Genomic DNA, 25,089 nt, shown 5'->3' on the forward strand with positions numbered 1-25,089 from the left:
CGCGAACTGCTCCGATCAAGGTCGGAGCCAGAAAAGTGATCACCAGACGCGGGTTCCTGAAATTCGCCGGAGGTTCGTTCCTCTCGCTGGCTTCGCTCAGTGCCTATGCGGTCGGCATCGAGCCGATGCTGTTGACGCATGTGAAGCGCTACCAGCTGACGCCGCCGCATTGGCCTGCAGATCTCAAGCTGCGCGTCGTAGCACTTGCCGATATTCACGCCTGCCGTCCCTGGATGACGCCTGAGCGGATCGCTTCGCTCGTCGAAGATGCGAACGTGCTGAAGCCCGATCTGATCGTACTGCTCGGCGACTATTTCTCAGGCATGTCCCTGGTGACGAACCGGGTGGAGGCCCATGAATGGGCGCCGGCCTTGTCAGGACTGAAGGCGCCGCTTGGTGTGCTGTCGATCCTCGGCAATCACGACTGGTGGCACGATCCTTTCGCGCAGCAGGCCGGAGCGGGGACTGTGGCGCGCAAGGCATTGGAGGAATCCGGCATCTCGGTTCTGGAGAACGACGCCGTGCGCCTGCAAAAGGATGGATACGGCTTCTGGATCGCCGGGCTCGCCGACCAGCTGGCACTGTTACCGAACAAGGCCGCAGGCCGCGACAGATTTGAAGGCCTGGACGATCTCGACGGCACGCTGGCCAAGATCACCGACCAGGCACCGATCATCCTGCTTGCGCATGAGCCTGACATTTTCCCGAAAGTGCCGTGGCGGGTTTCGCTGACGCTGTCGGGCCACACACATGGCGGGCAGGTCAGGCTGTTCGGCTATTCACCGGTGGTGCCGTCCCGCTTCGGCAACCGCTTTGCCTATGGCCATGTCGTCGAGAATGACCGCAATTTGATCGTGTCAGGCGGACTCGGCTTCAGCATCGCGCCGGTGCGCTTTGGCATGCGGCCGGAGATCCTGCAGATCGACCTCGGTTAGGGCATGCCGGTATTCAGGTGATGCCGGCCTGCAAATGAGGTGTTCCTGCGCTTCCGGTAGTCACGGACCAAAGTCCGCTCCGTTCCGGTTTTCGGACCCCTCATTTTCGACTCGGCCTGACCTGAATCTCGACATGCCCTAGGGCTAATGGAGCGAGCGGATCGCATCCATCACGGCGGGTTCGGCCTTTTCGCCGTTGAAAGCGTCGACGATGCCGAAGGCGCCGCCAAAACTCCACACCGACCATGAGAAGCCATGCGCCTCGGCGCGCGCGATCATGTCCTTGACATAGGCCGCGCGGTATTTGGGCGGCATCACATAGGGATTGCCATATTCCTGGCGGATCATGCCGAACTCGCCCAGCGTGATGTTTTCCGGCTTGATGGCGTTGGCCTTCGCCCAGGCCTCGACCTTTTCGAACGGCGCATCCATGACGCCGAGCAGCTTTTCGTTCGTGTCCATGCTGGCGACTTGTTCATCGAGATAGGCGAGCAGGCCGTTCCGTCTGGTCCGTGGCGCCTCGGCTTTTATCTTGGCGCGGATCGCATCCAGCGTCGCATCGAGCTCGGCGCGCGGCACCGCGGTCAGCGGATAGGGCAGGCCGGTAACATAGAGAATGAAATCGCCGGCCCAGGTCGCGCCCTGATGCGTCAGCAGGAACGGGTCGTAGGAGTGGAAGGTCCAGATGATGTTGTCGTCGGGGATCGACTTTGGATCGATCCTGACCAGCGAAACCGCACTGGAATAACAGGCGCCGGTCAGGATCAGCGTCAGCCTGGTGGCCGAGGCGCGCGCGGCCGCGAACAGCTTTTGCTGACGCTCCGGCCACAGGCTGGTGCCATCGCTGTCGCAGTCGACGATCGGCTCGTTCATCGGCTCGAAAGCGACCTGCGCCGGGTCCTCGGTGGCCAGCGCGCGCGCCATTTTGCGGATCACCTCGACATAGGCGTCGAAGGTTGCGGGATCGTCCATCACCTGGCCCATGCCGATCTCGCGGCCGCCGCCGGCGGGGATTAGATGCATGTCGACGATCACTTTCAGACCGGCCCGGTTGATCATGCGCGCCGAGTCTCGCACGCTGGCATAGAGGTCGTCGCGCAGCGCCAGCGTCTGGTCCGACATAAACGGCGAGGGGTCGACCGGCATGCGCAGAAAGTCGAAACCGGCGGCCTTCAGCGCCTTGAGGTCACCCTCGTCGAGGAACTTGCGCCATTCCGGATAGGGCAGGATGGCTTGTCGGTCGTTCCATTTGTCTTCCCCGACCCAGGTCGTCCACTGGTCGAGGTTGAGGCCGCGCTTCATCGAAAAGGTCGCGGCCTGACCGGGAAGCGCAGACGCCGCCAGCACCAGCAGCGCTGCCATCAAGGTCTTGATCATCGCCGTCAACAGTGCCATCCGGTTTGCTGCGCTGGTGATTTTGGCAAGACAGGTGCCCCGCCGGGGGCAAAAAGGAAAGCGCGATGGACGATCATGGTGAATCGGCTGCGCTTGCTGCCGGGCTTTCCGGAGCCTTGACGGAATTCGGCCATCGGCTGATGGCGCGAGTCTATTATGCCGACACCGATTTTTCCGGCGTCGTCTACCATGCGCGCTATCTCGAATTCTTCGAGCGTGGGCGCTCGGACTATCTCAGGCTGGCGGGCGTCCACCACACAGAACTTCACGAAGGCAAGCACGGCGAACGGATCGTCTGGGTGGTGCGGCGCATGGAGATCGACTTCCGCTCGCCTGCCCGCATGGACGACATCCTGACCATCGACACATCAACGCAGGATATTTCCGGCGCCCGCATCGTCATGGCGCAGCAATTGAAACGCGGGACAGAGGTTCTGGTCGAAGCAAAGGTCGAGGCGGCGATCATTGGCGAGAACGGCCGGCCGAAGCGCTTTCCGAAAGAATGGATCGCGGCCTTTCTACCAGGAGCAAGTTGATATCCAAGCCTGCCGGCCGGCAACGGGCGGCCAATCGGCAGCGCATTCGATTGTGGATGGATGGCCCGCGTCGTGCCTTGGCGCGGCAATGCGCCGCGCCATATTTCCTAACCCATCCTTAACCATAACGGTTCATGAAGAGATCGGTGAAGATTGGAAGAATCCGCGCGCCTTCCTTTCACCAATATTTGCCCTGAAAAGGCCGCCAACGGTGCATTTTGGGGTTAATCCGGAAGCCAAGCGCGAACGGACCACAAGGGATGCCCATGGGCCAGCCGCCAGCGATGCCCGGAAAATCTTAAGGACTGAAGCATGGAAACTACCGCACTCGCCGATCCGGCAGCGCAATTGTCGATTTGGGCGCTGTTCACACAGGCCAGCTGGGTGGTCAAGCTGGTCATGATCGGTCTGCTCTGCGCCTCGGTCTGGACCTGGGCGATCATCGTCGACAAGCTGGTCAGCTATGCCCGCATGCGTCTGTCGCTCAATCGCTTCGAACAGGTGTTCTGGTCGGGGCAGTCGCTGGAAGAGCTCTATCGCACGCTTGCCGACCGCAAGACCACGGGCATGGGTGCGATCTTCGTTGCGGCCATGCGCGAATGGAAGAAGAGCTTCGAGAAGGGGGCCAAATCGCCGCTCGGCCTGCAGACCCGCATCGACAAGGCGATGGACCTGGCGTTGACGCGCGAGATGGAGAAGCTGGAGGGCCGTCTCGGCTTTCTCGCCACCACTGGTTCGGCCGCACCCTTCATCGGCCTGTTCGGCACCGTCATTGGCATCATGACCTCGTTCCAGGCGATTGCCGGTTCGAAGAACACCAGTCTCGCGGTTGTTGCACCCGGCATTGCCGAAGCGCTGCTGGCGACGGCCATCGGTCTTCTCGCCGCCATACCGGCGGTTATCGCCTACAATAAGCTGTCATCCGACGCGAACAAGATCGCCGTGCGGATGGAAGGGTTCTCGGACGAGTTCTCCGCCATACTCTCGCGCCAAATCGATGAAAAAGTAGCGCCTAAGGGCTGAGGTAAGAAGATGGGTATGTCGGTTGGCATGGCAGGACGCGGCGGACGCGGACACAGGCGACGCGGCCGCCACCATGCATTGATGTCGGAAATCAACGTCACGCCGATGGTCGATGTGATGCTGGTGCTCTTGATCATCTTCATGGTCGCCGCACCTATGTTGACGGTCGGCGTGCCGGTCGACCTGCCGGAGACTAAGGCCAAGGCTATGAACGCCGACACCCAGCCGATCACCGTTTCGATCGACGCGGCCGGCAAGATTTTCCTGCAGGAGACCGAAATCCCAAGGGAAGAGCTGGTCGCCAAGCTGCAGGCGATTTCCAAGACCGGCTACGAAGAGCGCATCTTCATCCGCGGCGACAAGGCGACCAACTATGGCGCCGCGATGGAGGTCATGGCCCTCATCCAGGCCGCCGGCTACAAGAATATCGGCCTGATTTCACTGCAGCAACAGGATCAGTAGACGCACGATGAAGACCGGCCTCACCACATCGGTGATACTGCATACGGTGGCACTGGCTTTCGGCCTGTTCACCCTGTCGGCGCCGGCCGCGCTGCCGTCCACGGATGTCGAGTCAATAGCGGTCGACATCGTTCCCATGGAAGCCATTGCGCAGACGCTGCAGGGCGACAAGAAGGCGGTGATGCACGAAAAGCCGGCGCCGATGCCGACCAAGCGTCCCGACATCGTGCCAGATGGACAGAAAATCGGCGAGAACAGCGTTGATACCGACAAGCCGGTGACGGACGAGCCTAAGCCGAAGCCGGTGGAGAAAACAGCGACGGCTGCTCCGGCGCCGACGCCGACCGAAAAGCCGAAGACCGAGGACACGCCGAAGCCAAAGGAAGCGCCGAAGCCGACACCTGCGACGGAGGTGGCGCCGGAGCCGCAGCCGAAGGAAGAGGTCAAGCCCGAGCCGGTGAAGCAGGTTGAACCGAAGCCGACCCCGGTGAAGGAGCCTGCACCAACACCGCAGCCGGACACGACCGCCGCCATAGAGCCGAAGCCACGCGTGAAGCCCGATGCGGTCGCCGAAGCCATATCGGATCAGCAGCCTCTGGAAGAAGCGCAGCTTCCGACTTCCGCTCCTGCTCCCGAAGCACGGCCGAGGCCGCAGCCGGCGCAGGCCGAAAGCGCGAAGGCACCGGACCGCAAGGACGCTGACAAGCCAGTCAAGGAAGCCTCGTCGAAGCCGAAGTCGGATGACAAGCAGTTCAATGAGGCTGACATCAAGGCTTTGCTCGACAAGCAGAAGCCATCCGGCGGCGGCGCCAAGCGCTCGACCCAGCAGGCATCGCTAGGCGGCGACAAGGATCAAGGCCAGAAGCTGTCGAAGTCCGAGCAAGGGGCATTGGAAGAACAGCTCGGTGGCTGCTGGACCCTCCCGGTTGGGCTTGAGGGTTCTGAGGATTTCACCGTGGTGATCCGTTTCAGCCTGGATGCCTCCGGCAAGCTGGAGGGCCGTCCGACCGTCGAGAAGTCCAGCGGCAACCCCCAATTCGACAGCAGCGCGGTTCGCGCTGTGCAGAAATGCGATGTCGCCGGCCTGCAGGTGCCCGCCGGAAAGCATGACATTTGGTCCGACGTTCGCGTCAACTTCGATCCCAGAGCGATGCTTGGCCTGTAGCCTGAGCACCCAGAAATCAGCAAGAGAAGCGAGAAGACATGAAATCCATCCTCAAGCCGCTCCTGATGGTCGCCGCGATGGCGATGGGCATGAACGCCGTCGTCACCTTGCCTGCTCGAGCAACCCTCGAGCTCAACGTCAACAAAGGCAATGTCGAACCGATGCCGATCGCCATCCCAGATTTCCAGGGAGGGCTCGGCGCGCAGATTTCCGAGATCGTCACCGCCGACTTGAAGCGCTCCGGTCTCTTCGCACCGATAGACAAGAACGCCTTCATCGAGAAGATCGCCAATCCGGATGCGCAGCCCCGTTTCGACGACTGGAAGGTGATCAATGCGCAGGCGCTGGTCACCGGCAGCGTGAGCAAGGAGGCGGACGGCCGAATCCGCGCCCAGTACCGACTATGGGATATTTTTGGCAACCAGCAGATAGCCGGGGAGCAGTTTTTCGCCAACGACGCAAATCAACGCCGTGTCGCCCACATCATCGCCGATGCGATCTATGAGAAGCTCACCGGCGAGAAGGGCTATTTCGACACACGCGTCGTCTTCATCGACGAATCCGGCGCCAAGAATGCGCGCAAGAAGCGGCTCGCCATCATGGACCAGGACGGCGCCAATGTGCGCTATCTCTCCGATGGCCGCTCGATCGTGCTGACGCCGCGTTTCTCGCCGAACCGGCAGGAAATCACTTACATGTCGTACGAAAGCGGCCAGCCGCGGGTCTATCTGCTGCAGATCGAGACCGGACAGCGCGAACTGGTCGGCAACTTTCCCGGCATGACCTTTGCGCCGCGCTTCTCGCCCGACGGCCAGAAGGTGATCATGAGCCTGCTGCGCGATGACGGCAATTCCAACATCTTCGCCATGGATCTGCGAAGCCGCTCGACCACCCGGCTGACCAACTCGACCGCCATCGACACCTCGCCCTCTTATTCGCCCGACGGCAGCAAGGTGGTATTCACTTCCGATCGTGGCGGCCGTGCGCAGATTTATGTGATGGGCGCCGACGGCTCGGGCCAGACCCGCATTTCGTTCGGCGACGGCGTCTATTCGACGCCGGTGTGGTCGCCGCGCGGCGACCTCGTCGCCTTCACCAAGCAGACCGGCGGCGAATTCCAGATCGGCGTCATGAAGACCGACGGTTCGGGCGAGCGCATCCTCTCCTCGGGCTTCCAGCAGGAGGGACCGACCTGGGCGCCCAACGGCCGCGTGCTGATGTTCTTCCGCGACTCCGCCGGCGGCCCAAAACTGGTTTCCGTCGATCTCACCGGCCGCAACGAACAGTCGATCCCGACCGCGAATTTCGCGTCGGATCCCGCCTGGTCGCCGCTGCTGGAGTAGGTTCGGCCGAATTGCCACACCTGCTAAAAAGGGGCCCGTTTGGCCCCTTTTCCATTCATTGGTCGCGTTTCGGCCGCATTTCCGCCTAGGGTCCGCGCCAACTGTGACCGTGGATTTGAAGGTCGTGGACGGACGATCGAAACCAAACATTAACCGTATTTCTTGAATGCCGGTTAACCCAAACGTGGTTACTGGGTGATCAACGAAATCACTCGAAATACGATCACTCGAATACGAAGGAGAGGCGGCATGGGCCGTATCGCAGCACTTACCAGAAACCCGGCGATGATCGCCCTGATCGCGATGCTCGCCATCACCGGTTGCGCCTCGAAGAAAACCCCGAACAACGCTGCCGATCTCGGCCTCAATGGCGCGGGTGCCGCAACGCCGGGCTCGGCGCAGGACTTCACCGTCAACATTGGCGACCGCATCTTCTTCGACACGGACTCGACGGCAATCCGCGCGGATGCGCAGACGACGCTGTCGCGCCAGGCGCAGTGGCTCAACCAGTACAAGCAGTACGCCATCGTCGTCGAAGGCCATGCCGACGAACGTGGCACACGTGAATACAATCTGGCTCTCGGCGCCCGCCGCGCCGCCGCCACTCGCGACTTCCTGGTCGCCAGGGGCGTCTCGGCGAGCCGATTGAAGACGATTTCCTACGGCAAGGAACGTCCGGTCGCGGTCTGCGACGACATCTCCTGCTGGTCGCAGAATCGCCGCGCGGTCACCACGCTCTCCGGCGCCGGCTCCTGATAGGCAAGACGGCGGCGCCTTAGTCGCATAATTGCAACACCTCCATGCGAAAGGCGGCCTTGTGGCCGCCTTTTTCACTTTCGGCCCCGGAAACAAACCCGGAAACAAAATTTGGCCGAAGTCTCGCCTCCTGCTAAGAGCCGAGGGCGTCGTGCCGGTCCCACTTTGATCGGAAGGCGCGAACAGGCTCACGATTTTCACGGCGAGAGGCACATGCATTTCAGATCGGTCTTGAGCGGCACGCTTGCGCTGCTGCTCGTATCAGGCTTCGCGGCTTCTGCGAGCGGCACCGGACAACCCGCGGATAGCGGCTTTTCCTTCCATCTGCCGACGCTCGGCATTTTCGGCAAGAAGGAGAAGCCGGAGCAGCAACAGATCGCGCAGCAGCAGGACGGCACCGCCGCCGCGGGGCTGGAAGATCAGCTCCGGCAGATGAACGGCAAGCTCGAGGAACTCAACTTCCAGATCCTGCAGATGCAGGAGCAGATGCGCAAGCAGCAGGAAGACAACGAGTTCCGCTTCCAGCAGTTGGAAGGCGGCTCCAGCGGGCAGCCGCCGGCCCAGAAGAAATCGGAGGCCGCGCCGCAGGACGGTGGCGCGGGCACCGGCGTCGCCGAGGCCCCGGCAGACCAGGCGCCGGCCGATGCCGGCGCGCAGCCGGATGGCGGCCAGAGCGTCGGCGAGGTCATCGTCGAATCGCAGACCGGCGATCCCGGCAAGGTGATCAACGGCACGCCGCCCAAGACCTTCGGCACCATTACCGTCGACAAGAACGGCAATGTAATCGACGCCGGCGGTAACACGCAGGCAGCGGCGCCGGCGGAAGGTGCGGCCCCCGCCGCCGAGGCGCCGGCTACCGGGGCTAAGACCGGCAAGTCCGACGGCACGGTGGTGGCGGCGCTGCCTGCCACCAACAACCCGGAAGAGATCTACCGCAACTCCTACCAGTTCATCCTGTCGGGCGACTACAGCACCGCCGAGCAGGGTTTTCGCGACCACATCGCCCGGTTCCCGAAGGACGCCAAGGCGGCGGACGCGCATTACTGGCTTGGCGAATCGCTGCTTGGCCAGCAGAAGTATCATGACGCTGCCGAGGTTTTCCTCTCCGCCAGCAAGGACTATCCGAAGGCCAAGAAGGCGCCTGACATGCTCCTGAAGCTTGGCGTGTCGCTGGTCGGCCTCAAGCAGAAGGATGTCGCCTGCGCCACCTTCGGCGAGATCGGCAAGCGCTATCCCGATATTTCGGCCGCGCTCAAGGAACGCGTCAAGCAGGAGAGGGCGCTGGCGGCGTGCTAGTCTTTGCCGTGTTGTCCCAGAACCGGGACCACTTTTGCGCGACATGCATTGATGCTCGATACCGAGCCTGACCTTTCGAATTTTTCGCAGATCGACTTTACCAACGGCGCGCTTGCGGCCGTGTCCGGCGGCAGCGACTCGACCGCCCTCCTTCTTCTCCTCAAGGCTCACCTCGACCGCAGCGCCCCGACAGCCCGGCTGCTGGCGGTGACGATCGACCACGGCCTGCGTCCGGAAGCAGCAGCCGAAGCGCGCAGCGTGGCAAAGCTTTGTGCCGAGCGCGGCATCGCGCACCGGACGCTCAACTGGTCCGGCGCCAAGCCGTCGGCCGGCCTGCCCGCGGCGGCGCGCGAGGCGCGCTACCGGTTGCTGGCCGAGGCAGCGCAGGCGCAAGGCATTGGTGTGATCGTGACCGGCCACACCGCCGACGACCAGGCCGAGACCGTCCTGATGCGAGCCGCGCGGAATGACGGGCGAGAGCTTGCAGGCCGAGGTCTCGCCGGCATGGCGCCTGCCACCCTCTATGACTGGCGGATCTGGATCGCGCGGCCGCTGCTCGGCGCTCGGCGCGCGGCGTTGCGCGCCTTCCTGCAGCGCGAACATGTCGGCTGGGCGGAGGATCCGACCAACATCGACACGAATTTCGAACGCCCGCGCATCCGGGCCGTGCTCGGCGAAGACCGGAGCGGGCAGCGTTTTGCCGAAGCGATCGGCCTGGCCAGGCGGGCCGCCGGCGAGCGCGAACAACTCGGTCGCCGCGCCGCCGCCCTGATCGGTGAATTTGCCAGCCGGCCGGCGAGGGGTCTCATCCGTCTCGATCCCGGTCTTGCCGAAGCTGACGACACGCGAGCCGCGGTCTATGCGCTGCGTGTCCTGCTGGCGGCGACGGGCGGCACCGCCTTGTTGCCGGACCAGGCGCGCAGCGAAGCGCTGTTCGAGCAAATGCGGGCCGGTCGGCTTTGCGCCACATTGTCGCGGGCGGTCGTCGATATCAGGCGAAACGGCATCTTCCTGCGCCGTGAATCGCGCGACCTGCCGCGTTCCGCGCCGGTAGCTGGCGCTCTGCTTTGGGACGGTCGCCGGCGGATCACGCCACACATCGAAGCCGGGGCGATCACATTGGACGACAGTCCGGGTGCATGGTTGATCGCGCCGCTTGGCGCCGCTGCCGCCGCCAAAACGCCGATTGCCGGGGATGGCGCGCCGCCAAGCCTTGTGCGCGCCGCCCTGGCTGCGGAACCGGCGCTGTGGCGCGGCGGCGAATGCCGTGGTTTTGCAGGGGATGTAGCGGCGGCGCCGGCAATCGCCGTCAGCCCGGTCGTTGCGCCCTTTGCCCGTTTCCTGCCGCGCTTCGATCTGGTGTTGGCGCAGGCCGTGGCCGAGTTGATCGGCGCACCGCCTGTCCCGGCTTGCCCTTTGGCCGCCACAGTGCCGGTTGATCATGGCGCGAAAGCTTAACCCAGACGTGCTGTTATGCTTGGCAAGGGGGGGCGCTCTCCCTATGTTAGGCGCAAGTTTCCTCTCATGACGCGTGTCCCAGCGGGCACCAACGGGACAATTGATGAATCCGAATTATCGCAATCTCGCGCTCTGGGCGATCATAGCGGTCCTGCTCATTGCTCTCTTCAATCTGTTCCAGACGCCGCAGACTCGCGGGGCCTCGACCGACGTTCCCTATTCGCAGTTCCTGCAAGAGGTCGCGGCCGGCCGGGTCAAGACGGTGGTCATCGCCGGCGCCCGCATCACGGGCACCTACGCCGACAACGCCAATGGCTTCCAGACCTATTCGCCTGGCGATCCGCAGCTGGTCTCGCGGCTGCAGGACAAGAACGTCACCATCAATGCGCGGCCTGAGTCGGACGGTTCCAACTCGCTGTTCAGCTATCTGATCTCCTACCTGCCGATGATCCTGATCCTGGGCGTGTGGATATTCTTCATGCGCCAGATGCAGTCCGGCTCCGGCCGCGCCATGGGTTTCGGCAAGTCGAAGGCCAAGCTTCTCACTGAGGCGCATGGCCGCGTCACCTTCCAGGATGTCGCCGGCGTCGACGAGGCCAAGGAAGATCTGGAAGAGATCGTCGAGTTCCTGCGCGATCCGCAGAAGTTCCAGCGCCTCGGCGGCAAGATCCCGCGCGGCGTGCTTCTGGTCGGACCTCCCGGCACCGGCAAGACGCTGCTCGCCCGCTCCGTCGCCGGCGAAGCCAATGTGCCGTTCTTCACCATCTCCGGTTCGGACTTCGTCGAGATGTTCGTCGGCGTCGGCGCAAGCCGTGTGCGCGACATGTTCGACCAGGCCAAGAAGAATGCTCCCTGCATCATCTTCATCGACGAAATCGACGCTGTCGGCCGCCATCGCGGCGCCGGCCTCGGCGGTGGCAATGATGAGCGCGAACAGACGCTGAACCAGCTGCTGGTCGAGATGGACGGCTTCGAGTCCAACGAGAGCATCATCCTGATCGCCGCCACCAACCGGCCCGACGTGCTCGACCCGGCGCTGCTGCGTCCGGGCCGTTTCGACCGCCAGGTGGTGGTGCCGAACCCCGACATCGTCGGTCGTGAGAAGATCCTCAAGGTGCATGTGCGCAACGTGCCGCTGGCGCCGAATGTCGACCTCAAGGTGATAGCACGCGGCACGCCGGGCTTCTCGGGCGCCGACCTGATGAACCTGGTCAATGAATCCGCTCTGATGGCGGCGCGCCGCAACAAGCGCCTTGTCACCATGGCCGAGTTCGAGGACGCCAAAGACAAGATCATGATGGGCGCCGAGCGCCGCTCGTCGGCCATGACCCAGGCCGAAAAGGAACTCACGGCCTATCACGAGGCCGGCCACGCCATCCTGGCGCTCAACGTGCCGTCGGCCGATCCGCTGCACAAGGCGACCATCATCCCGCGCGGTCGCGCGCTCGGCATGGTCATGCAGCTGCCGGAAGGCGATCGCTATTCGATGAGCTACAAATACATGATCTCGCGGCTTGCCATCATGATGGGCGGCCGCGTCGCAGAGGAGTTCAAGTTCGGCAAGGAGAACATCACCTCCGGCGCCTCTTCGGACATCGAGCAGGCGACAAAGCTGGCGCGCGCCATGGTCACGCGCTGGGGCTTCTCCGACAAGCTCGGCCATGTCGCCTATGGCGACAACCAGGAAGAGGTTTTCCTCGGCCATTCGGTGGCGCGCACGCAGAACGTCTCGGAAGAGACCGCGCAGATCATCGACGCCGAAGTGCGCCGGCTGATCGACGAGGCCTATGTCACGGCCAAGTCCATTCTGACCAAGAAGAAGAAGGAATGGATCGCTCTGGCGCAGGGCCTGCTCGAATACGAGACGCTTTCGGGCGAAGAGATCAAGCAGCTGATCGCCGGGCAGAAGCCCGCGCGAGATTTGGGGGATGACACCCCCACAAGCCGCGGCTCGGCTGTGCCGAAGTCCGGCCGCCGCAAGAAGGGTCCCGAGCCCGAAGGCGGCATGGAGCCTCAGCCGTCGAGCTGAGCTGACATCACTTGATGCAAGAAAACGCCGCGGCTCAATCCGCGGCGTTTTGCTGTTCAGGGTCTCTCAAATAGCATGCGGGACGGATGCATTTGCTTTGCCGGGGCGCACACCGTCAGTCCGGCCAGCATGTTGCTTGCCCCATCTGGCCAGCGGGATCAGGGCATTGTCCAGCTCGATGCCGAATTCGGTAATCGAGTATTCGACCCTCGGCGGCACCTCGGGAAAGATTTCGCGATGGACGATGCCGTCGGCCTCCATTTCGCGCAGCTGTTGGATCAGCATCTTTTCGCTGATGTCAGGCACCAGCCGCTTCAGCTCACCGAATCGTGCCGGCGCCTTGTGAATCTGCCAGAGCAGTAGCGCCTTCCATTTGCCGCCGATGACCTCCAGCGCCGGCCCCAATCCGCAACTATCTGGCTGTTTCTTTCCCATGTTTCATCCAATTCTGAGCAATCGGTGGGTAGCTTACATTTTTGTCGGTACTTGAGAAAAACCAAGCCGGTCCATAGCTTCAAACCAGCTCGCCGGCATCGGCGAACACCACAACATCATATCGGTACCTCGCTTCGACCTGCAAAGGCCGTCGGCGGCCGGATTTTGTCAAAAACGGATGGATCATGACACGATACGCAAACAAGAAGGCCGTTGTCATCGGCGGGACGCACGGCATGGGGCTCGCCGTTGCCGAAGCCCTGATCGAAAGCGGCGCCGAGGTCCTGGTCACCGGCCGCGACCAGCGCAACATCGAGGCCGCGCGAGCCAAGCTGCTTTCGCGAGCTCATGTCGTGCGGTCCGATATCTCAGACATGGCCGATATCGTCACGCTCGGTGCCGAAGTGGGGCAGAAGCTTGGCCAGATCGACTTCCTTCACGTCAATGCCGGGGTGGCCAATCTCGAACCCGTCGAGCGGGTCACCGAGGACAGTTACGATCGCACCTTCGACATCAACACCAAAGGCGCTTTCTTCACCGCGCAGCGCCTGCTGCCCCTCATCAGGGATGGTGGCGCCATAGTCTTCACCTCGTCGATCGCCGACGAATCCGGCACTGGCGGCATGAGCGTCTATTCCGGATCGAAGGCGGCACTGCGCGCCTTCGCCAAGGTCCTGGCCGCCGAGCTTCTGCCGCGCCGGATCCGCGTGAATGTGGTCAGCCCTGGTTTCATCGATACGCCGACGATGGGTGTGGCCGACGCCTCGGCCGAGGAGCGGGCCGCCTTCATGGCGATCGGTGACGCGGTCACGCCGATGAAGCGCCACGGCACGATGGAGGAGGTGGCGCGCGCAGTGCCGTTCCTGGCGTTCGACGCGACCTTCACCACGGGCGCGCGGCTGACCGTGGACGGTGGCCTTGGCCAGGACCTGACCCCGTCACCGGCGTAACCGCGCAACCAAACCAAGGAGAAGCAGAATGAGCGACATAACAGTAATCGGTCTCGGCGCCATGGGCACTGCGCTTGCCGAAGCCTTTCTGAACCAGGGACATGCGGTGACGGTGTGGAACCGTTCTCCGGCAAAGGCTGAGGCTTTGGCAGCCAAGGGCGCCATTGTGGCCAAGAGTGTCGAGGAAGCCGTCAGATCGAGTCCACTGATCGTGGCGTGCCTGCTTGTCTATGACACCGTTCGTGAGGTGCTCGGCGCAAGCCGAGAGGCGCTGTCGGGCCGCACATTGGTCAATCTCACCAACGGCACGCCCGAGCAGGCGCGGGCGATGTCGGGCTGGGCGGTGAGCCAGGGCGCCAGCTATATCGACGGCGGCATCATGGCGGTGCCGCCGATGATCGGCGGGCCGCACGCCCTGATTCTCTACAGCGGTTCGCGCCAGGCGTTCGATGCCTGTTCGGGGCAGCTCGGAGCGCTCGGCACCAGCAAATTCCTCGGTGAGGATGCTGGGCTCGCGCCGCTCTATGATATCTCGCTTCTGACCGGCATGTACGGCATGTTCGCGGGCGTTCTGCAGGCGTTGGCATTGACGGGCGCAGCAGGGATCCCGGCCGGCGAGTTCATGCCGCTGCTGGCCTCCTGGCTTCAGTCGATGCAAGGCCTGCTGCCGAAATGGGCGGAACAGATCGACAGTGGCGATCACACCAGCAATGTCGTTTCCAACCTGGGCATGCAGGCTGATGCCTACGTCAATCTCATCGATGCCAGCAGGTCGGCTGATGTCAGCACCGAACTCGTCCTGCCGATGCAAAGCCTGATGAAGCGCGGGGTGGCTGCCGGCCAGGCCGATGCCGATCTTACAAGCCTGGTCGCACTGCTCTCGAAACAAGGCGCTTGACGGGGCAAGACCCAAGAGAAGGCCCGCCAACCTTTGCGGTTGGGGGCCTTCGATCTTCAAACGCTGCTGGTCGATCAGCTCTTCAGCTTGGCGTTGCAGAGGCTGTAATAGCCGCCGCCCTTCTGGATCCAGCGAAGGCCGTTCAACGTACCCGCGTCCTTGTTGCCGTGGTAGCCCTGCAGGCAGGTCTTCATCCGCGCCTTCGAGGGCTTCTCGGTCTTGAATTCGGCCGCGAGGGTGGTCGGGAATGTCACGCCCGTCGGCGCTACAGCGGGGGCGACCGCCGCGCTGGTTTCCTTCTGCGGCTGCGGCTCGGTTTTGACCGCATCCGCATTGGCACTCTCCGCAGCTGACGTCGCACACTTCTCGGTGCGGAAAGCGGTCCAATCCATGCCGTTCAGAGTGCCGCCTTCCTTGGCTGTGCGATAGGCCTCGCCGCATTCCTTCATTGTCAGTGCGCTTGCAGGGGTGACGCTCCACGCAATCCATGCCGTCACAGCCAATGCCGCCAATTTCAATCTGGACATAAGACCCTCCTGGTTGACAAAAGTTCGATGTCCTTTTGTATGCCATTTGTTCTGCATATGTTCAATTGAAATCTTTGCGAACCACCGATATGTCTGGGGTGGGCAGTGTGGGCGAATAGATGATGCCGACAGCTCCCGCGATATGTAGACGTCGATCAACGCCGGGTGTGTTCGAGCGCAATAAAAAGGCCCGCGCATGCTGCGATGCGCGGGCCTCTGTCTGGAGAATATGGCTACGCGATCAGCTCTTCAGCTTGGCATTGCAGAGGCTGTAGAAGCCGCCGCCCTTCTGGATCCAGCGCAGGCCATTCAGCGTGTTGGCGTCCTTATTGGCGTAGTAGAGCTCGAGGCAGGTGTGCATGCGGCCCTTGGCCGGCGTCTCGCCGGCGTATTTCTTCGAGATCGCGGCCGGGAACTTCACGCCCTTGGGAGCGGTGACCGATGGCTTCTCGGGCTCGCTGGTATAGGTCGCCTCGCTCGGAGCGGGCACGGTGTCGTCGTCATCTGCGCCTGCGCCGCATTCGGCCTTGCGGAAGTCGTTCCACTTCTTGCCGCCCAGAGTATTGGCAGACTTGGCAGCCTGGTACTTGGCGCTGCAATCGGCCATGCTCAGGCCCTTGCCGCTGCTGTCGGCAGCTGCCTTGGTGGTTCCCTTGGCGGGTGCTGCCGCGGCCGAGGCCCCGGCGGCGCATTCGGTCTTGCGGAAGTCGTTCCACTTTGCGCCATTGAGCGTACCGGCGGCCTTTGCCGCCTGGTACTTGGTGCTGCATTCCTTGGCCGTCAGGCCCTTAGCGCCATCGTCGGTTGTGGCTGCGGCCTTGGTCGTGGCCTTGGCGGGTTCTGCCGCGGCGGATGCGCCGGCGGCGCATTCGGTCTTGCGGAAGTCGTTCCACTTTGCGCCATTGAGCGTACCGGCGGCCTTGGCAGCCTGGTATTTAGCGCTGCATTCCTTGGCCGTCAGAGCCTTGGCGCCGTCATCAGCAGCGGCGGCGGCCTTGGTCGTGTCCATCTTGGCCGCAGCGGCCTTCTTGGCCGCCGGCTTTGCGGTCTCGGTGGTGGCCGCCGCGTCGGTGCCGCACTCGGCCTTCCGATACTGATTCCAGGTCTGCCCGTTCAGCGTGCCGGCGTCCTTGGCGGCATTATACTTGGTACTACACTGGGCCATGGTCAGCGCGCTGGCGGGCGCCGCCATGAACAAGGTTGCGACGGCAAGACCCGTCAAAGTTGCAAGTCGGTGGATGAGCATGGCGTTCTCCCGTTGCTGCGCCCATAGGTTGTACCTGTGTCAATCAATAGCTCTCAACGCTAGGCTGCGCCAGATGCTAAACGGCGTTCTCCCGATAAGGTGATGGACCCTTGCGATCTGCCCCTCCAACAGTCCGGCTTACCGGCCCAATCTGCGCAGTGTGGCCCAGTGTGAATGCTATATTGCGGCAACACCGTGTCATGATACGCTGCCAACGCTCCGAACAGCCTGCTACAATGATTTTCTAAGAATTGGTAATATACAATCACACAATGTGATAGTCGGGCTCGGACCAATTGTGGCATTACGAGCCGGCTGAAAACCGACGGGGATTCTGGCAAGCATGGCAGGACGTTATTTTGGCACCGACGGCATTCGCGGGCGCGCCAACAAGTTTCCGATGACGGCTGAGATCGCGATGCGGGTCGGCATGGCCGCCGGCCTGTCGTTCCAGCGCGGCAGCCATCGCCACCGCGTCGTGCTCGGCAAGGACACCAGGCTGTCCGGCTACATGATCGAAAACGCCATGGTGTCCGGCCTGTGCGCGGCCGGCATGGATGTGTTCCTGCTCGGCCCGATCCCGACACCGGCGGTCGCCATGCTGGTGCGCTCGCTGCGCGCCGATATCGGCGTCATGATCTCGGCCTCGCACAACCCTTATTACGACAACGGCATCAAGCTGTTCGGTCCGGATGGCTACAAGCTCTCCGACGAGATCGAGGAGCGCATCGAGAGCATGCTCGACAAGGATATCGAACTGGCGCTCGCCGATTCCGACGGGCTCGGCCGCGCCAAGCGCGTCGACGGCGTGCATGACCGCTACATCGAATTCGCCAAGCGCACGCTGCCGCGCTCGATGTCGCTGTCGGGTCTCAGGATCGTCGTCGATTGCGCCAATGGCGCAGCCTACAAGGTGGCGCCCGCCGCACTTTGGGAACTGGGCGCCGAGGTCATTGCCATCAATGTCGATCCGAACGGTTTCAACATCAACAAGGAATGCGGCTCGACCCATCCGGCCGGCCTGCAGAAGAAGGTGCATGAAGTGCGCGCCGATATCGGCATCGCACTCGACGGCGATGCCGACCGTGTCGTCATCGTCGACGAGAACGGCACCATCGTCGACGGTGACCAGATCATGGCGCTGATCGCCGAGTCCTGGCACCAGAGCGGGCGACTGGCCGGCGGCGGCGTCGTCTCGACGGTGATGTCCAATCTCGGCCTCGAACGCTTCCTTGGCGACATGAAGCTGCAGCTGCATCGCACCAAGGTCGGCGACCGCTATGTCGTTGAGCATATGCGCGCGCACGGGTTGAATGTCGGCGGCGAGCAGTCGGGCCACATTGTGCTGTCCGATTTCTCGACCACTGGCGACGGGCTGGTCTCGGCTCTGCAGGTGCTGGCCTGCATCAAGCGGCAGAACCGGCCGGTCAGCGAATTGTCGAAGAAATTCGAGCCGGTGCCGCAACTGTTGAAGAATGTCCGCATCGCCGGCGGCAAGCCGCTTGAAGAAGCCTTGGTCAAGGCGGCGATCGAAGATGCGCGCAACCGTCTAGGCAAGGCCGGCCGCCTGGTTATCCGGCCCTCGGGCACCGAGCCGCTGATCCGCGTCATGGCCGAGGGCGACGACCCACAGCTGGTCGAGGCCGTGGTCAACGACATCGTCGACATCATCTCGGAAACGCGCAGCGCCGCCTGATTGCGCTGCCTCCGACGGGAGGGGCGAACTGCCGGCTCAAGACTTCAAGCCCGCCTGCAGGCGGGCTTTTTGTTTCGGCCAGGGTTGGTCCCAGCGTCATGCCGGCGGAGGCCGTTTGCTAAAATGTCGAGAATTTGTGGTTAATCGACAGGGTTAAACGCCTTTTAACTTTTGCAATTCATTATCCACAACTGAGGTCAAACAAATTCGAGCGGATTCAAAGTTCCGACGGGTTCTCAGGGGTGACAAACATGTTCAATACAGCAAAAAGGGCTTTCCTTGCCGCGCTGTTCGCAGGCGTGGCCGGGCCAGTATTCGCCGCCGATCTGGCGGAGCCGCCAGTGGTCGAAGAGGCGCCGGCGCCGATCGCCTATGAACAGCCGGCCGATTTCGGCGGCTGGTACATCCGCGGCGATATCGACTATCACTGGTCGAAGTTCCGCGGTGGTGACTACACCACCTACAGCCCGGCACCGCCCCAACTCCCCGGTTCGTTCGCCTCCGGCAAGTTGAAGAGTTCCTTCTCGGCCGGCGCCGGTGTCGGTTACCAGGTCAACCGGTACTTCCGCACCGATCTGACCTTCGACTGGATGGGCAAGTCCAATTTCCGCGGCTCGACCAATGGTTTCTGCGGCGGCGGCATAGCTTGTACCTCCGTCGACACATCGTCCTATTCGGCGATGCTGCTCCTGGCCAATGCCTATGTCGATATCGGCACCTGGCACGGCGTGACGCCCTATGTCGGCGCCGGCATCGGTGGTGCCTGGGTCAAGTGGGATACGCTGCACAATACCGATCTCGATGGCTCCTTCGAGCACAGCGGCGGCAAGGGCTGGCGCTTTGCCTATGCCCTCATGGCCGGCGCCTCCTACTGCCTGACCGACCGGGTCAAGCTCGATCTCGGCTATCGCTACAGCCACATCAATGGTGGCAAGATGTTCAACTACGCCTCCGACAGCGATGTCGGCCCGGGCTTCGATCGCGGCATCAACGTGCACGAAGTGCGCGGCGGCCTGCGCTACCAGTTCGGCCGGTCGGACTGCGCCCCGCCGCCGGAGCCCTACGTTCCCGAACCGGAGCCGGTCTACACCAAGTAGTCGCTTCGAAATCCAGGAATTTGCGAACCGCCCGGCCATGCCGGGCGGTTTTTGTTTGCCGATTGCGGTGCACTTCCAGGCCGCGGCGTGCGGAGAGAAAGCCTATCGAAATCAAATCGGTAACGTCGCGTTATCCTTAACCCGCACTTAACCACTATGGTTAACAATGCCCACTGAAACGGCGCTTGCGATCAAAATGAAGAGCGCCAATTTCAGGAGCCGGGGACCCATGAATTTCAAATTGCTGACAGCGCCGGCACTTGCCGCACTCGCGCTTGCGCTGCTGACGCCGGCGCAAGCCGCGGACTACGATCCGCCGATCTATGTCGATCAGGCGCCGGACTATCAACCGGTCGAGGTCGGCTCGGGCTGGTATCTGCGCGGCGATGTCGGCTACGCGTTCAGCCATCCCTTCGAGCATGAGGAAGCGACAACCGGCCCGCTTAACAGCTTTACCGATGAGAGCAGCCTTTTCACAGGCAGTTTCGGTATGGGGTATCATGTCAACGACTATCTTCGGGTCGAGCTGAACGGCGGGATTCTTCCGACCGACAAATTCGGGGAACACGCCAAGTTGGCAGCCACTTGCGACGGCCATACGCTTGTGGACGACGGTTTTGGCACCATCAATTCCGTCGCGGCTACGCAGGCATGCGATCTTTCCGACAATGCTTCCAACAAAGGCTACAGCATCATGGCCAATGGCTATGTCGATCTCGGCACCTATGTTGGAATCACTCCATATCTTGGCGGAGGGGTCGGTGTCGCATACAATAAATATTACAGGAGCATTGGGGCGAAGGATTGCGTGGAAGTGGCCCCCAATTCGTCCGGCACGGGCGGGTTCTCTTGTGATGATCCGGCCGGTTACGAGGGTGCAACGGATAAGGAGGGCAAATTCAACCTTGCCTATTCGATCGGGGGCGGTCTTTCCTATCAGGTGGCCAAGAACGTGTCGGTTGACCTTGGCTACGAATATTTCTCGGTGCCGGGCGCCAAATACGTCGCTTATGACAGCGGCGCCTTCAACATCCACAAGGGCATCAATTATCAGACGGTCAAGCTCGGGCTGCGCTACGACCTCTGGTAGGCTGGCTGCAGATACGAAACCCGACGGCGGATCTCTTCGATCCGCCGTTTGCGTTTGGGCTCACGACATCCTGATCCCGGACTGCTTCTATCTTGTCAGCGACAAAAACTTTCCTCTTGACGCCTGAGGGCTGAACGCATATCGCCGTCCGTGGGCCACCCCTCCCCAACGAGGGGCCACTATCTGGAAGGATAGACCACGATGACGACGCATACGAAGCCCGGACTCCGTCCGGCAAATCCCAATTTCTCCTCAGGTCCCTGCGCAAAACGCCCCGGCTGGTCGGTCGAGGCGCTGAAGAATGCCGCGCTCGGCCGTTCCCACCGCGCCAAGATCGGCAAGACCAAGCTCGAACAGGCGATCGAGCTGACTCGCGAAATTCTCCAGGTTCCGGCGGATTACCGTATCGGCATCGTGCCGGCGTCGGACACGGGTGCTGTCGAGATGGCGCTGTGGTCGCTGCTCGGTGAACGCGGTGTCGACATGGTGGCATGGGAAAGCTTTGGCTCGGGCTGGGTGACCGATGTCGTCAAGCAGCTGAAGCTCGCCGATATCAGAAGGATCGAGGCAGGCTATGGCGAACTGCCGGATCTCACCAAGATCGATTTCGACCGCGATGTGGTCTTCACCTGGAACGGCACGACCTCAGGCGTGCGCGTGCCGAATGGCGATTTCATACCGGCGGATCGCAAGGGCCTGACCATCTGCGATGCCACCTCAGCGGCATTCGCGCAAAAGCTCGATTTCCAGAAGCTCGATGTCGTCACCTTCTCCTGGCAGAAAGTGCTGGGCGGCGAGGGCGCACACGGCATGCTGATCCTGTCGCCTCGCGCCGTCGAGCGACTGGAAACCTACAAGCCGGCGTGGCCGCTGCCGAAAATCTTCCGCCTGACCTCGGGCGGCAAGCTGATCGAAGGCATCTTCAACGGCGAGACCATCAACACGCCGTCGATGCTGTGCGTCGAGGACTATCTCGATGCGCTTCATTGGGCGAAGTCGATCGGCGGTCTCGATGCGTTGATTGCCAGAGCCGATGCCAATGCCGCCGTGCTCGATGGCTTTGTCGACAAGTCGTCCTGGCTCGGCCATCTCGCGGTCGATGCGGCGACACGGTCCAACACGTCCGTATGTCTGTCCTTCACCGACGCCGATGTCGCGGCGCTCGACGCCGACGGGCAGGCGGCTTTCGCCAAGGCGATCGTCTCTATGCTCGACAAGGAAGGCGTCGCGTACGACATCGGATCCTATCGCGATGCACCTTCCGGCCTGCGCATCTGGTGCGGTGCCACCGTCGAGACATCCGATCTCGAGGCGCTGCTGCCTTGGCTCGACTGGGCCTTCGCCACGCAGAAGGCTTCGCTGAAGGCCGCAGCCTGAGATTTCGTGGTGGCCTGCGGGCCGCCCTTTCCCGACAATCCAGTTCAAGGAGGCCGCCATGGCGCCCCGCGTTCTCGTCTCTGACAAACTCTCCACCACCGCCGTCCAGATATTCAAGGACCGCGGTATCGAGGTCGACTATTTGCCCGATCTCGGCAAGGACAAGGAAAAGCTGCTCGAAGTCATCGACCAGTATGATGGTCTTGCCATCCGCTCGGCGACCAAGGTCACGGAAAAACTGATCAACGCAGCGACAAGACTCAAGGTCGTCGGCCGCGCCGGCATCGGTGTCGACAATGTCGACATCCCCGCGGCGAGCCGCAAGGGCATCATCGTGATGAACACGCCCTTCGGCAATTCGATCACCACGGCCGAACATGCGGTGGCCATGATCTTTGCACTCGCCCGGCAGATCCCGGAGGCCAATGCCTCGACCCATGCCGGCAAATGGGAAAAGAACCGTTTCATGGGCGTCGAGATCACCGGCAAGACGCTGGGTGTCATCGGCTGCGGCAATATCGGCTCGATCGTCGCCACGCGCGGCGTCGGCCTGAAGATGCATGTCGTTGCCTTCGACCCGTTCCTGTCGGACAAGCGCGCCGAGGAACTCGGCGTCGACAAGGTCGAGCTGGACGAGCTTTTCGCCCGCGCCGATTTCATCACGCTGCACACGCCGCTGACCGACAAGACGCGCAACATCATCGACGCGGCGGCGATCGCCAAAATGAAGAACGGCGTGCGCATCATCAATTGCGCGCGTGGCGGGCTCATCGTCGAAGCCGACCTGGTCGCGGCGCTGAAGAGCGGCAAGGTGGCGGGCGCCGGCGTCGATGTGTTCGAGGTCGAACCGGCGGAGAACAACGCGCTGTTCGGCATGGAGAATGTGGTGGCAACGCCGCATCTCGGCGCCTCGACAGCGGAAGCACAGGAAAATGTTGCGCTGCAAGTAGCCGAGCAGATGGCCGACTATCTGATCAAGGGTGCGGTTTCGAATGCCATCAACATGCCCTCGATCACGGCCGAGGAAGCACCGCGGCTAAAGCCGTTCGTCAAGCTCGCCGAAGTGCTCGGCGCCTTTGTCGGCCAGGTCACCGAGGACCCGATCAACGAGGTCGAGATCCTGTTCGACGGCTCGACCGCGACGATGAACACGCGCGCCCTGATCAGTGCGACGCTCGCCGGGCTGATCCGGCCGCAGGTCGCCGACGTCAATATGGTGTCGGCGCCGATCATGGTGAAGGAGCGCGGCATCATCGTCGCCGAGGTCAAGCGCGACAAGTCGGGCGTGTTCGACGGCTACATCAAGCTGACGGTGAAGACCGAGCACATGACGCGCTCGATCGCCGGCACCTGCTTCTCCGACGGCAAGCCGCGCTTCATCCAGATCAAGGGCATCAATCTCGACGCCGAGGTCGGCCAGCACATGCTCTACACAACCAATGCCGATGCGCCCGGCATTATCGGCCTGCTCGGCACGGTGTGCGGCGAGAACGGCGTCAACATCGCCAACTTCCAGCTCGGCCGCAACCGGCCGGGCGGCGACGCGATTGCGCTGCTCTATCTCGACGCGCCGTTCCCGGAAAAAGTGCTGGAACAGGTCAAGGCGCACAAGTCGATAGACTCGGCCAAGCGGCTGCAGTTCGACGTCAACGCGATGTAGTTGACGTCGTGGCGGACGCGGCGGTCCTCCCCCCATCATTGGGGCGGCCGCCGCACAGGCCGGTTCAGGTCAATTCATCTGAGCCGTCGGAGACGCCCACGCGATGCCGATAGACCAATTCCCAGCCCTTCCAGCCTGTAAACAGCAGGACCAGAACCACGATCAGCGATAAGATAAAGCCGGTCGGGATCACAGCCGCCGCTCCACCGACATAACGCGAGTACCAGTTATAAAGCTCGATCAGCACGACGAGCACGTTGCCGCCGGCATGGAGCCATGCCGTCGTGAGATTGCGGATCTGAACATCGCCGAGAACGTCCGTCAGGCCGGTAAGAGCGGCCAAGGCGCCCATGATCAGGCCGGCGCCGAGAAGCCAAAGCGATCCGGTGACCCACCCGGGATCGGCTGTTTGCCAGAAAATCAGATCGCAAACGAAGGTGCCGACAAAGAAGGCGATCGGAAACGGAATCAGCATTGGATGAATGGGGTGACCGGCAATGCTTGCCGTGCTGCGAGGGTTATGGCTCATCTTGTTGCCTCCCACGCAAGCAAACTCCGCCAGAGGTAAAATGTTCCAGGTCGGCGCGCGGCAGCAGTTATCGCGACGGCGGCGCAGCGCGGCAGCAGCCAAATGTTATCCGCGGCGGTTCGGTGCCGCCATCTTGCGCCCGCTGTATTCGGCGAGCGAAATGCCGCCCAGCACCAGGACGAGCGCCAGCGCCTGGTAGAGCTGGAATGTCTCGCCGACGATCAGCACTGACAGCAGCGTGCCGAAGATCGGCACCAGATTGATGAACAGCCCGGCACGGTTGGCGCCGATCAGTTCGTTGCCCCTGATGTAAGTGATCTGCGAAATGACCGAAGCGCCGATCGCGGTATAGACGATGACCACCCAGCCGCTGATATCGGGGACGATAACCTTGCCGGCGGCGACCTCCCACAGGAAGAACGGCAGCGAGGTGATGAGGGCAGCGATCGCCAGGGACAACATCAGGCTCTGCCAGCGCATCACCGGCTTCAGCCGCAGCCCGACCGAATAACCGCTGTAGAGGACGACCGCGACCAGCATGATGGCGTCGCCGAAATTGAGTTCCAATGTGAGCAGCCGGCGCGGATCGCCGTGGCAGGCAGTCAAGATGACACCGAAGATGGTCAGCACCACGCCCGCAATCTGCGCCCAACTCACGCGCAGGCGGAAGAAGAAGAAATTGGCAATGATGATCAAGACCGGCATCGCCGCCTGTTCGATCGAGACATTGATCGCCGTCGTGTAGTTGAGCGCGGTGTAGAAAATGGTGTTGAACAGAGTGAAGCCGCTGGCGCCAAGTGCAGCCAGGACGAACCAGTGTTTGCGCACCACCGGCCAGTCCTCCCTGATCGTGCGCCAGCCGATCGGCAGCAGGATCGCGACGGCCAGCACCCAGCGCAGGAAGACCAGCGTCATCGGCGAGACGTGACCGACCGCCAGCTTGCCGGCGACGGAATTGCCGCCCCACAGCAAGGTGGTCAGCAGCAGGAACAGGTAGGCGCGTCGATGCATGCGGGATTCCGGCCGCCTGGGAAGTTGTGTTTGCCGGCCTATTGCCCCCGCCGACGCAAGTAAATGATGTCAAAGCCGAAAATTGTTGTGCCTCAGGGCATTTTCGACGGCAAAGAAAGGTCGCGCTTGCGAGGTCTTGACGCTATAGAGGCCTGTCGTTTCGAACCATATCCAG

General features: G+C 62.4%; 22 protein-coding genes and 1 pseudogene. 17 read left to right on the top strand and 6 right to left on the bottom strand.

Translation table 11 applies throughout. The annotated features are described in order from the left end of the window. Positions 1-35: 35 nt before the first annotated feature. Complete coding sequence (locus tag NKJ77_RS19045) at positions 36-935, top strand: metallophosphoesterase (protein ID WP_023726179.1); 900 nt, start codon at positions 36-38, stop codon at positions 933-935. A gap of 144 nt (positions 936-1,079) precedes the next feature. Here NKJ77_RS19045 and NKJ77_RS19050 read toward each other — a convergent pair whose 3' ends face one another. Continuing rightward, a complete protein-coding gene (locus tag NKJ77_RS19050; protein WP_352535582.1) occupies positions 1,080-2,330 on the bottom strand; it encodes a glycoside hydrolase family 5 protein in 1,251 nt (416 codons plus the stop codon). A gap of 65 nt (positions 2,331-2,395) precedes the next feature. On the opposite strand from NKJ77_RS19050, the gene ybgC reads away from it, so the two are divergent. From ybgC to ftsH, 9 genes are all read left to right on the top strand, one after another. Next, positions 2,396-2,866 carry a tol-pal system-associated acyl-CoA thioesterase gene (gene ybgC / locus NKJ77_RS19055; protein ID WP_023700290.1) on the top strand — a complete coding sequence of 157 codons (471 nt, stop codon included), beginning with the start codon at positions 2,396-2,398 and terminating at the stop codon, positions 2,864-2,866. Positions 2,867-3,178: 312 nt separating this feature from the next. Further along, on the top strand, positions 3,179-3,889 hold the full coding sequence (gene tolQ / locus NKJ77_RS19060; RefSeq protein ID WP_023673844.1) for a protein TolQ: 711 nt from the start codon (positions 3,179-3,181) through the stop codon (positions 3,887-3,889). 9 nt (positions 3,890-3,898) lie between these two features. Continuing rightward, a complete protein-coding gene (tolR, locus tag NKJ77_RS19065) occupies positions 3,899-4,351 on the top strand; it encodes a protein TolR (RefSeq protein WP_023673843.1) in 453 nt (150 codons plus the stop codon). 7 nt (positions 4,352-4,358) lie between these two features. Further along, a complete protein-coding gene (gene tolA / locus NKJ77_RS19070) occupies positions 4,359-5,516 on the top strand; it encodes a cell envelope integrity protein TolA (RefSeq protein WP_023832591.1) in 1,158 nt (385 codons plus the stop codon). A 38-nt stretch (positions 5,517-5,554) separates the two neighbouring features. Further along, complete coding sequence (gene tolB / locus NKJ77_RS19075; RefSeq protein WP_023673841.1) at positions 5,555-6,859, top strand: Tol-Pal system beta propeller repeat protein TolB; 1,305 nt, start codon at positions 5,555-5,557, stop codon at positions 6,857-6,859. 249 nt (positions 6,860-7,108) lie between these two features. Next, positions 7,109-7,615 (top strand): peptidoglycan-associated lipoprotein Pal, encoded by a 507-nt coding sequence (gene pal / locus NKJ77_RS19080; RefSeq protein WP_023684182.1) that lies wholly within the window; start codon positions 7,109-7,111, stop codon positions 7,613-7,615. 213 nt (positions 7,616-7,828) lie between these two features. Then, entirely contained in the window at positions 7,829-8,911 is a 1,083-nt protein-coding gene (ybgF, locus tag NKJ77_RS19085) for a tol-pal system protein YbgF (RefSeq protein WP_023737859.1), read from the top strand. A 51-nt stretch (positions 8,912-8,962) separates the two neighbouring features. Then, positions 8,963-10,369, top strand: a complete 1,407-nt coding sequence (gene tilS, locus NKJ77_RS19090) for a tRNA lysidine(34) synthetase TilS (RefSeq protein WP_352535583.1) — start codon at positions 8,963-8,965, stop codon at positions 10,367-10,369. A 103-nt stretch (positions 10,370-10,472) separates the two neighbouring features. Next, positions 10,473-12,398 (top strand): ATP-dependent zinc metalloprotease FtsH, encoded by a 1,926-nt coding sequence (ftsH, locus tag NKJ77_RS19095; protein WP_023673598.1) that lies wholly within the window; start codon positions 10,473-10,475, stop codon positions 12,396-12,398. A 66-nt stretch (positions 12,399-12,464) separates the two neighbouring features. Here the strand turns inward: ftsH and NKJ77_RS19100 are convergent, their stop codons facing one another. Then, complete coding sequence (locus tag NKJ77_RS19100; RefSeq protein WP_023832589.1) at positions 12,465-12,833, bottom strand: winged helix-turn-helix transcriptional regulator; 369 nt, start codon at positions 12,831-12,833, stop codon at positions 12,465-12,467. 185 nt (positions 12,834-13,018) lie between these two features. Here NKJ77_RS19100 and NKJ77_RS19105 point away from each other — a divergent pair, with 185 nt between their 5' ends. Together NKJ77_RS19105 and NKJ77_RS19110 are read left to right on the top strand one after the other, a co-directional pair. After that, complete coding sequence (locus NKJ77_RS19105; protein ID WP_023832588.1) at positions 13,019-13,783, top strand: SDR family oxidoreductase; 765 nt, start codon at positions 13,019-13,021, stop codon at positions 13,781-13,783. 19 nt (positions 13,784-13,802) lie between these two features. After that, a pseudogene (locus NKJ77_RS19110) lies at positions 13,803-14,681 on the top strand (NAD(P)-dependent oxidoreductase); the annotation flags it as partial. A gap of 74 nt (positions 14,682-14,755) precedes the next feature. Here NKJ77_RS19110 and NKJ77_RS19115 read toward each other — a convergent pair. After that, positions 14,756-15,208, bottom strand: a complete 453-nt coding sequence (locus NKJ77_RS19115) for a hypothetical protein (RefSeq protein WP_023744990.1) — start codon at positions 15,206-15,208, stop codon at positions 14,756-14,758. A 241-nt stretch (positions 15,209-15,449) separates the two neighbouring features. Next, complete coding sequence (locus NKJ77_RS19120; protein ID WP_352535584.1) at positions 15,450-16,454, bottom strand: hypothetical protein; 1,005 nt, start codon at positions 16,452-16,454, stop codon at positions 15,450-15,452. A 343-nt stretch (positions 16,455-16,797) separates the two neighbouring features. Here NKJ77_RS19120 and glmM point away from each other — a divergent pair, with 343 nt between their 5' ends. The 5 genes from glmM (at position 16,798) to serA (ending at position 23,374) form a co-directional block, all read left to right on the top strand. Continuing rightward, positions 16,798-18,150, top strand: coding sequence for a phosphoglucosamine mutase (gene glmM / locus NKJ77_RS19125; RefSeq protein ID WP_023704880.1), 1,353 nt, complete (start codon positions 16,798-16,800; stop codon positions 18,148-18,150). Positions 18,151-18,401: 251 nt separating this feature from the next. Next, positions 18,402-19,247: an outer membrane protein gene (locus NKJ77_RS19130; protein WP_023711972.1), complete on the top strand. Its 846-nt coding sequence runs from the start codon at positions 18,402-18,404 to the stop codon at positions 19,245-19,247. 229 nt (positions 19,248-19,476) lie between these two features. Next, on the top strand, positions 19,477-20,337 hold the full coding sequence (locus tag NKJ77_RS19135; protein ID WP_023694608.1) for an outer membrane protein: 861 nt from the start codon (positions 19,477-19,479) through the stop codon (positions 20,335-20,337). Between the two features lie 201 nt (positions 20,338-20,538). Continuing rightward, entirely contained in the window at positions 20,539-21,714 is a 1,176-nt protein-coding gene (locus NKJ77_RS19140; RefSeq protein ID WP_023726191.1) for a phosphoserine transaminase, read from the top strand. A gap of 58 nt (positions 21,715-21,772) precedes the next feature. Next, positions 21,773-23,374, top strand: a complete 1,602-nt coding sequence (serA, locus tag NKJ77_RS19145) for a phosphoglycerate dehydrogenase (protein WP_023726192.1) — start codon at positions 21,773-21,775, stop codon at positions 23,372-23,374. A 64-nt stretch (positions 23,375-23,438) separates the two neighbouring features. Here the strand turns inward: serA and NKJ77_RS19150 are convergent, their stop codons facing one another. Both NKJ77_RS19150 and NKJ77_RS19155 read right to left on the bottom strand, forming a co-directional pair. After that, the gene (locus NKJ77_RS19150) at positions 23,439-23,903 is read right to left on the bottom strand and encodes a DUF2231 domain-containing protein (protein ID WP_023684195.1); all 465 of its coding nucleotides are present in this window, start codon (positions 23,901-23,903) and stop codon (positions 23,439-23,441) included. A 105-nt stretch (positions 23,904-24,008) separates the two neighbouring features. Further along, positions 24,009-24,914: a DMT family transporter gene (locus NKJ77_RS19155; RefSeq protein WP_023699181.1), complete on the bottom strand. Its 906-nt coding sequence runs from the start codon at positions 24,912-24,914 to the stop codon at positions 24,009-24,011. Positions 24,915-25,089: the final 175 nt, after the last annotated feature.

It is taken from the genome of Mesorhizobium sp. M0052, from assembly GCF_040323255.1.
In the GTDB taxonomy this organism is placed as follows: Bacteria; Pseudomonadota; Alphaproteobacteria; order Rhizobiales; family Rhizobiaceae; genus Mesorhizobium.

Coding starts and splice junctions, on each gene's coding strand:
- NKJ77_RS19140 (WP_023726191.1), top strand. CDS start 20,539: ATGACGACGCATACGAAGCCCGGACTCCGTCCGGCAAATCCCAATTTC.
- NKJ77_RS19150 (WP_023684195.1), bottom strand. CDS start 23,903: ATGAGCCATAACCCTCGCAGCACGGCAAGCATTGCCGGTCACCCCATT.
- NKJ77_RS19155 (WP_023699181.1), bottom strand. CDS start 24,914: ATGCATCGACGCGCCTACCTGTTCCTGCTGCTGACCACCTTGCTGTGG.
- serA (WP_023726192.1), top strand. CDS start 21,773: ATGGCGCCCCGCGTTCTCGTCTCTGACAAACTCTCCACCACCGCCGTC.
- pal (WP_023684182.1), top strand. CDS start 7,109: ATGGGCCGTATCGCAGCACTTACCAGAAACCCGGCGATGATCGCCCTG.
- NKJ77_RS19105 (WP_023832588.1), top strand. CDS start 13,019: ATGACACGATACGCAAACAAGAAGGCCGTTGTCATCGGCGGGACGCAC.
- NKJ77_RS19115 (WP_023744990.1), bottom strand. CDS start 15,208: ATGTCCAGATTGAAATTGGCGGCATTGGCTGTGACGGCATGGATTGCG.
- NKJ77_RS19135 (WP_023694608.1), top strand. CDS start 19,477: ATGAATTTCAAATTGCTGACAGCGCCGGCACTTGCCGCACTCGCGCTT.
- ftsH (WP_023673598.1), top strand. CDS start 10,473: ATGAATCCGAATTATCGCAATCTCGCGCTCTGGGCGATCATAGCGGTC.
- NKJ77_RS19050 (WP_352535582.1), bottom strand. CDS start 2,330: ATGGCACTGTTGACGGCGATGATCAAGACCTTGATGGCAGCGCTGCTG.
- glmM (WP_023704880.1), top strand. CDS start 16,798: ATGGCAGGACGTTATTTTGGCACCGACGGCATTCGCGGGCGCGCCAAC.
- NKJ77_RS19120 (WP_352535584.1), bottom strand. CDS start 16,454: ATGCTCATCCACCGACTTGCAACTTTGACGGGTCTTGCCGTCGCAACC.
- NKJ77_RS19130 (WP_023711972.1), top strand. CDS start 18,402: ATGTTCAATACAGCAAAAAGGGCTTTCCTTGCCGCGCTGTTCGCAGGC.
- tolQ (WP_023673844.1), top strand. CDS start 3,179: ATGGAAACTACCGCACTCGCCGATCCGGCAGCGCAATTGTCGATTTGG.
- ybgF (WP_023737859.1), top strand. CDS start 7,829: ATGCATTTCAGATCGGTCTTGAGCGGCACGCTTGCGCTGCTGCTCGTA.
- tolB (WP_023673841.1), top strand. CDS start 5,555: ATGAAATCCATCCTCAAGCCGCTCCTGATGGTCGCCGCGATGGCGATG.
- tilS (WP_352535583.1), top strand. CDS start 8,963: ATGCTCGATACCGAGCCTGACCTTTCGAATTTTTCGCAGATCGACTTT.
- NKJ77_RS19100 (WP_023832589.1), bottom strand. CDS start 12,833: ATGGGAAAGAAACAGCCAGATAGTTGCGGATTGGGGCCGGCGCTGGAG.
- tolA (WP_023832591.1), top strand. CDS start 4,359: ATGAAGACCGGCCTCACCACATCGGTGATACTGCATACGGTGGCACTG.
- tolR (WP_023673843.1), top strand. CDS start 3,899: ATGGGTATGTCGGTTGGCATGGCAGGACGCGGCGGACGCGGACACAGG.
- ybgC (WP_023700290.1), top strand. CDS start 2,396: ATGGACGATCATGGTGAATCGGCTGCGCTTGCTGCCGGGCTTTCCGGA.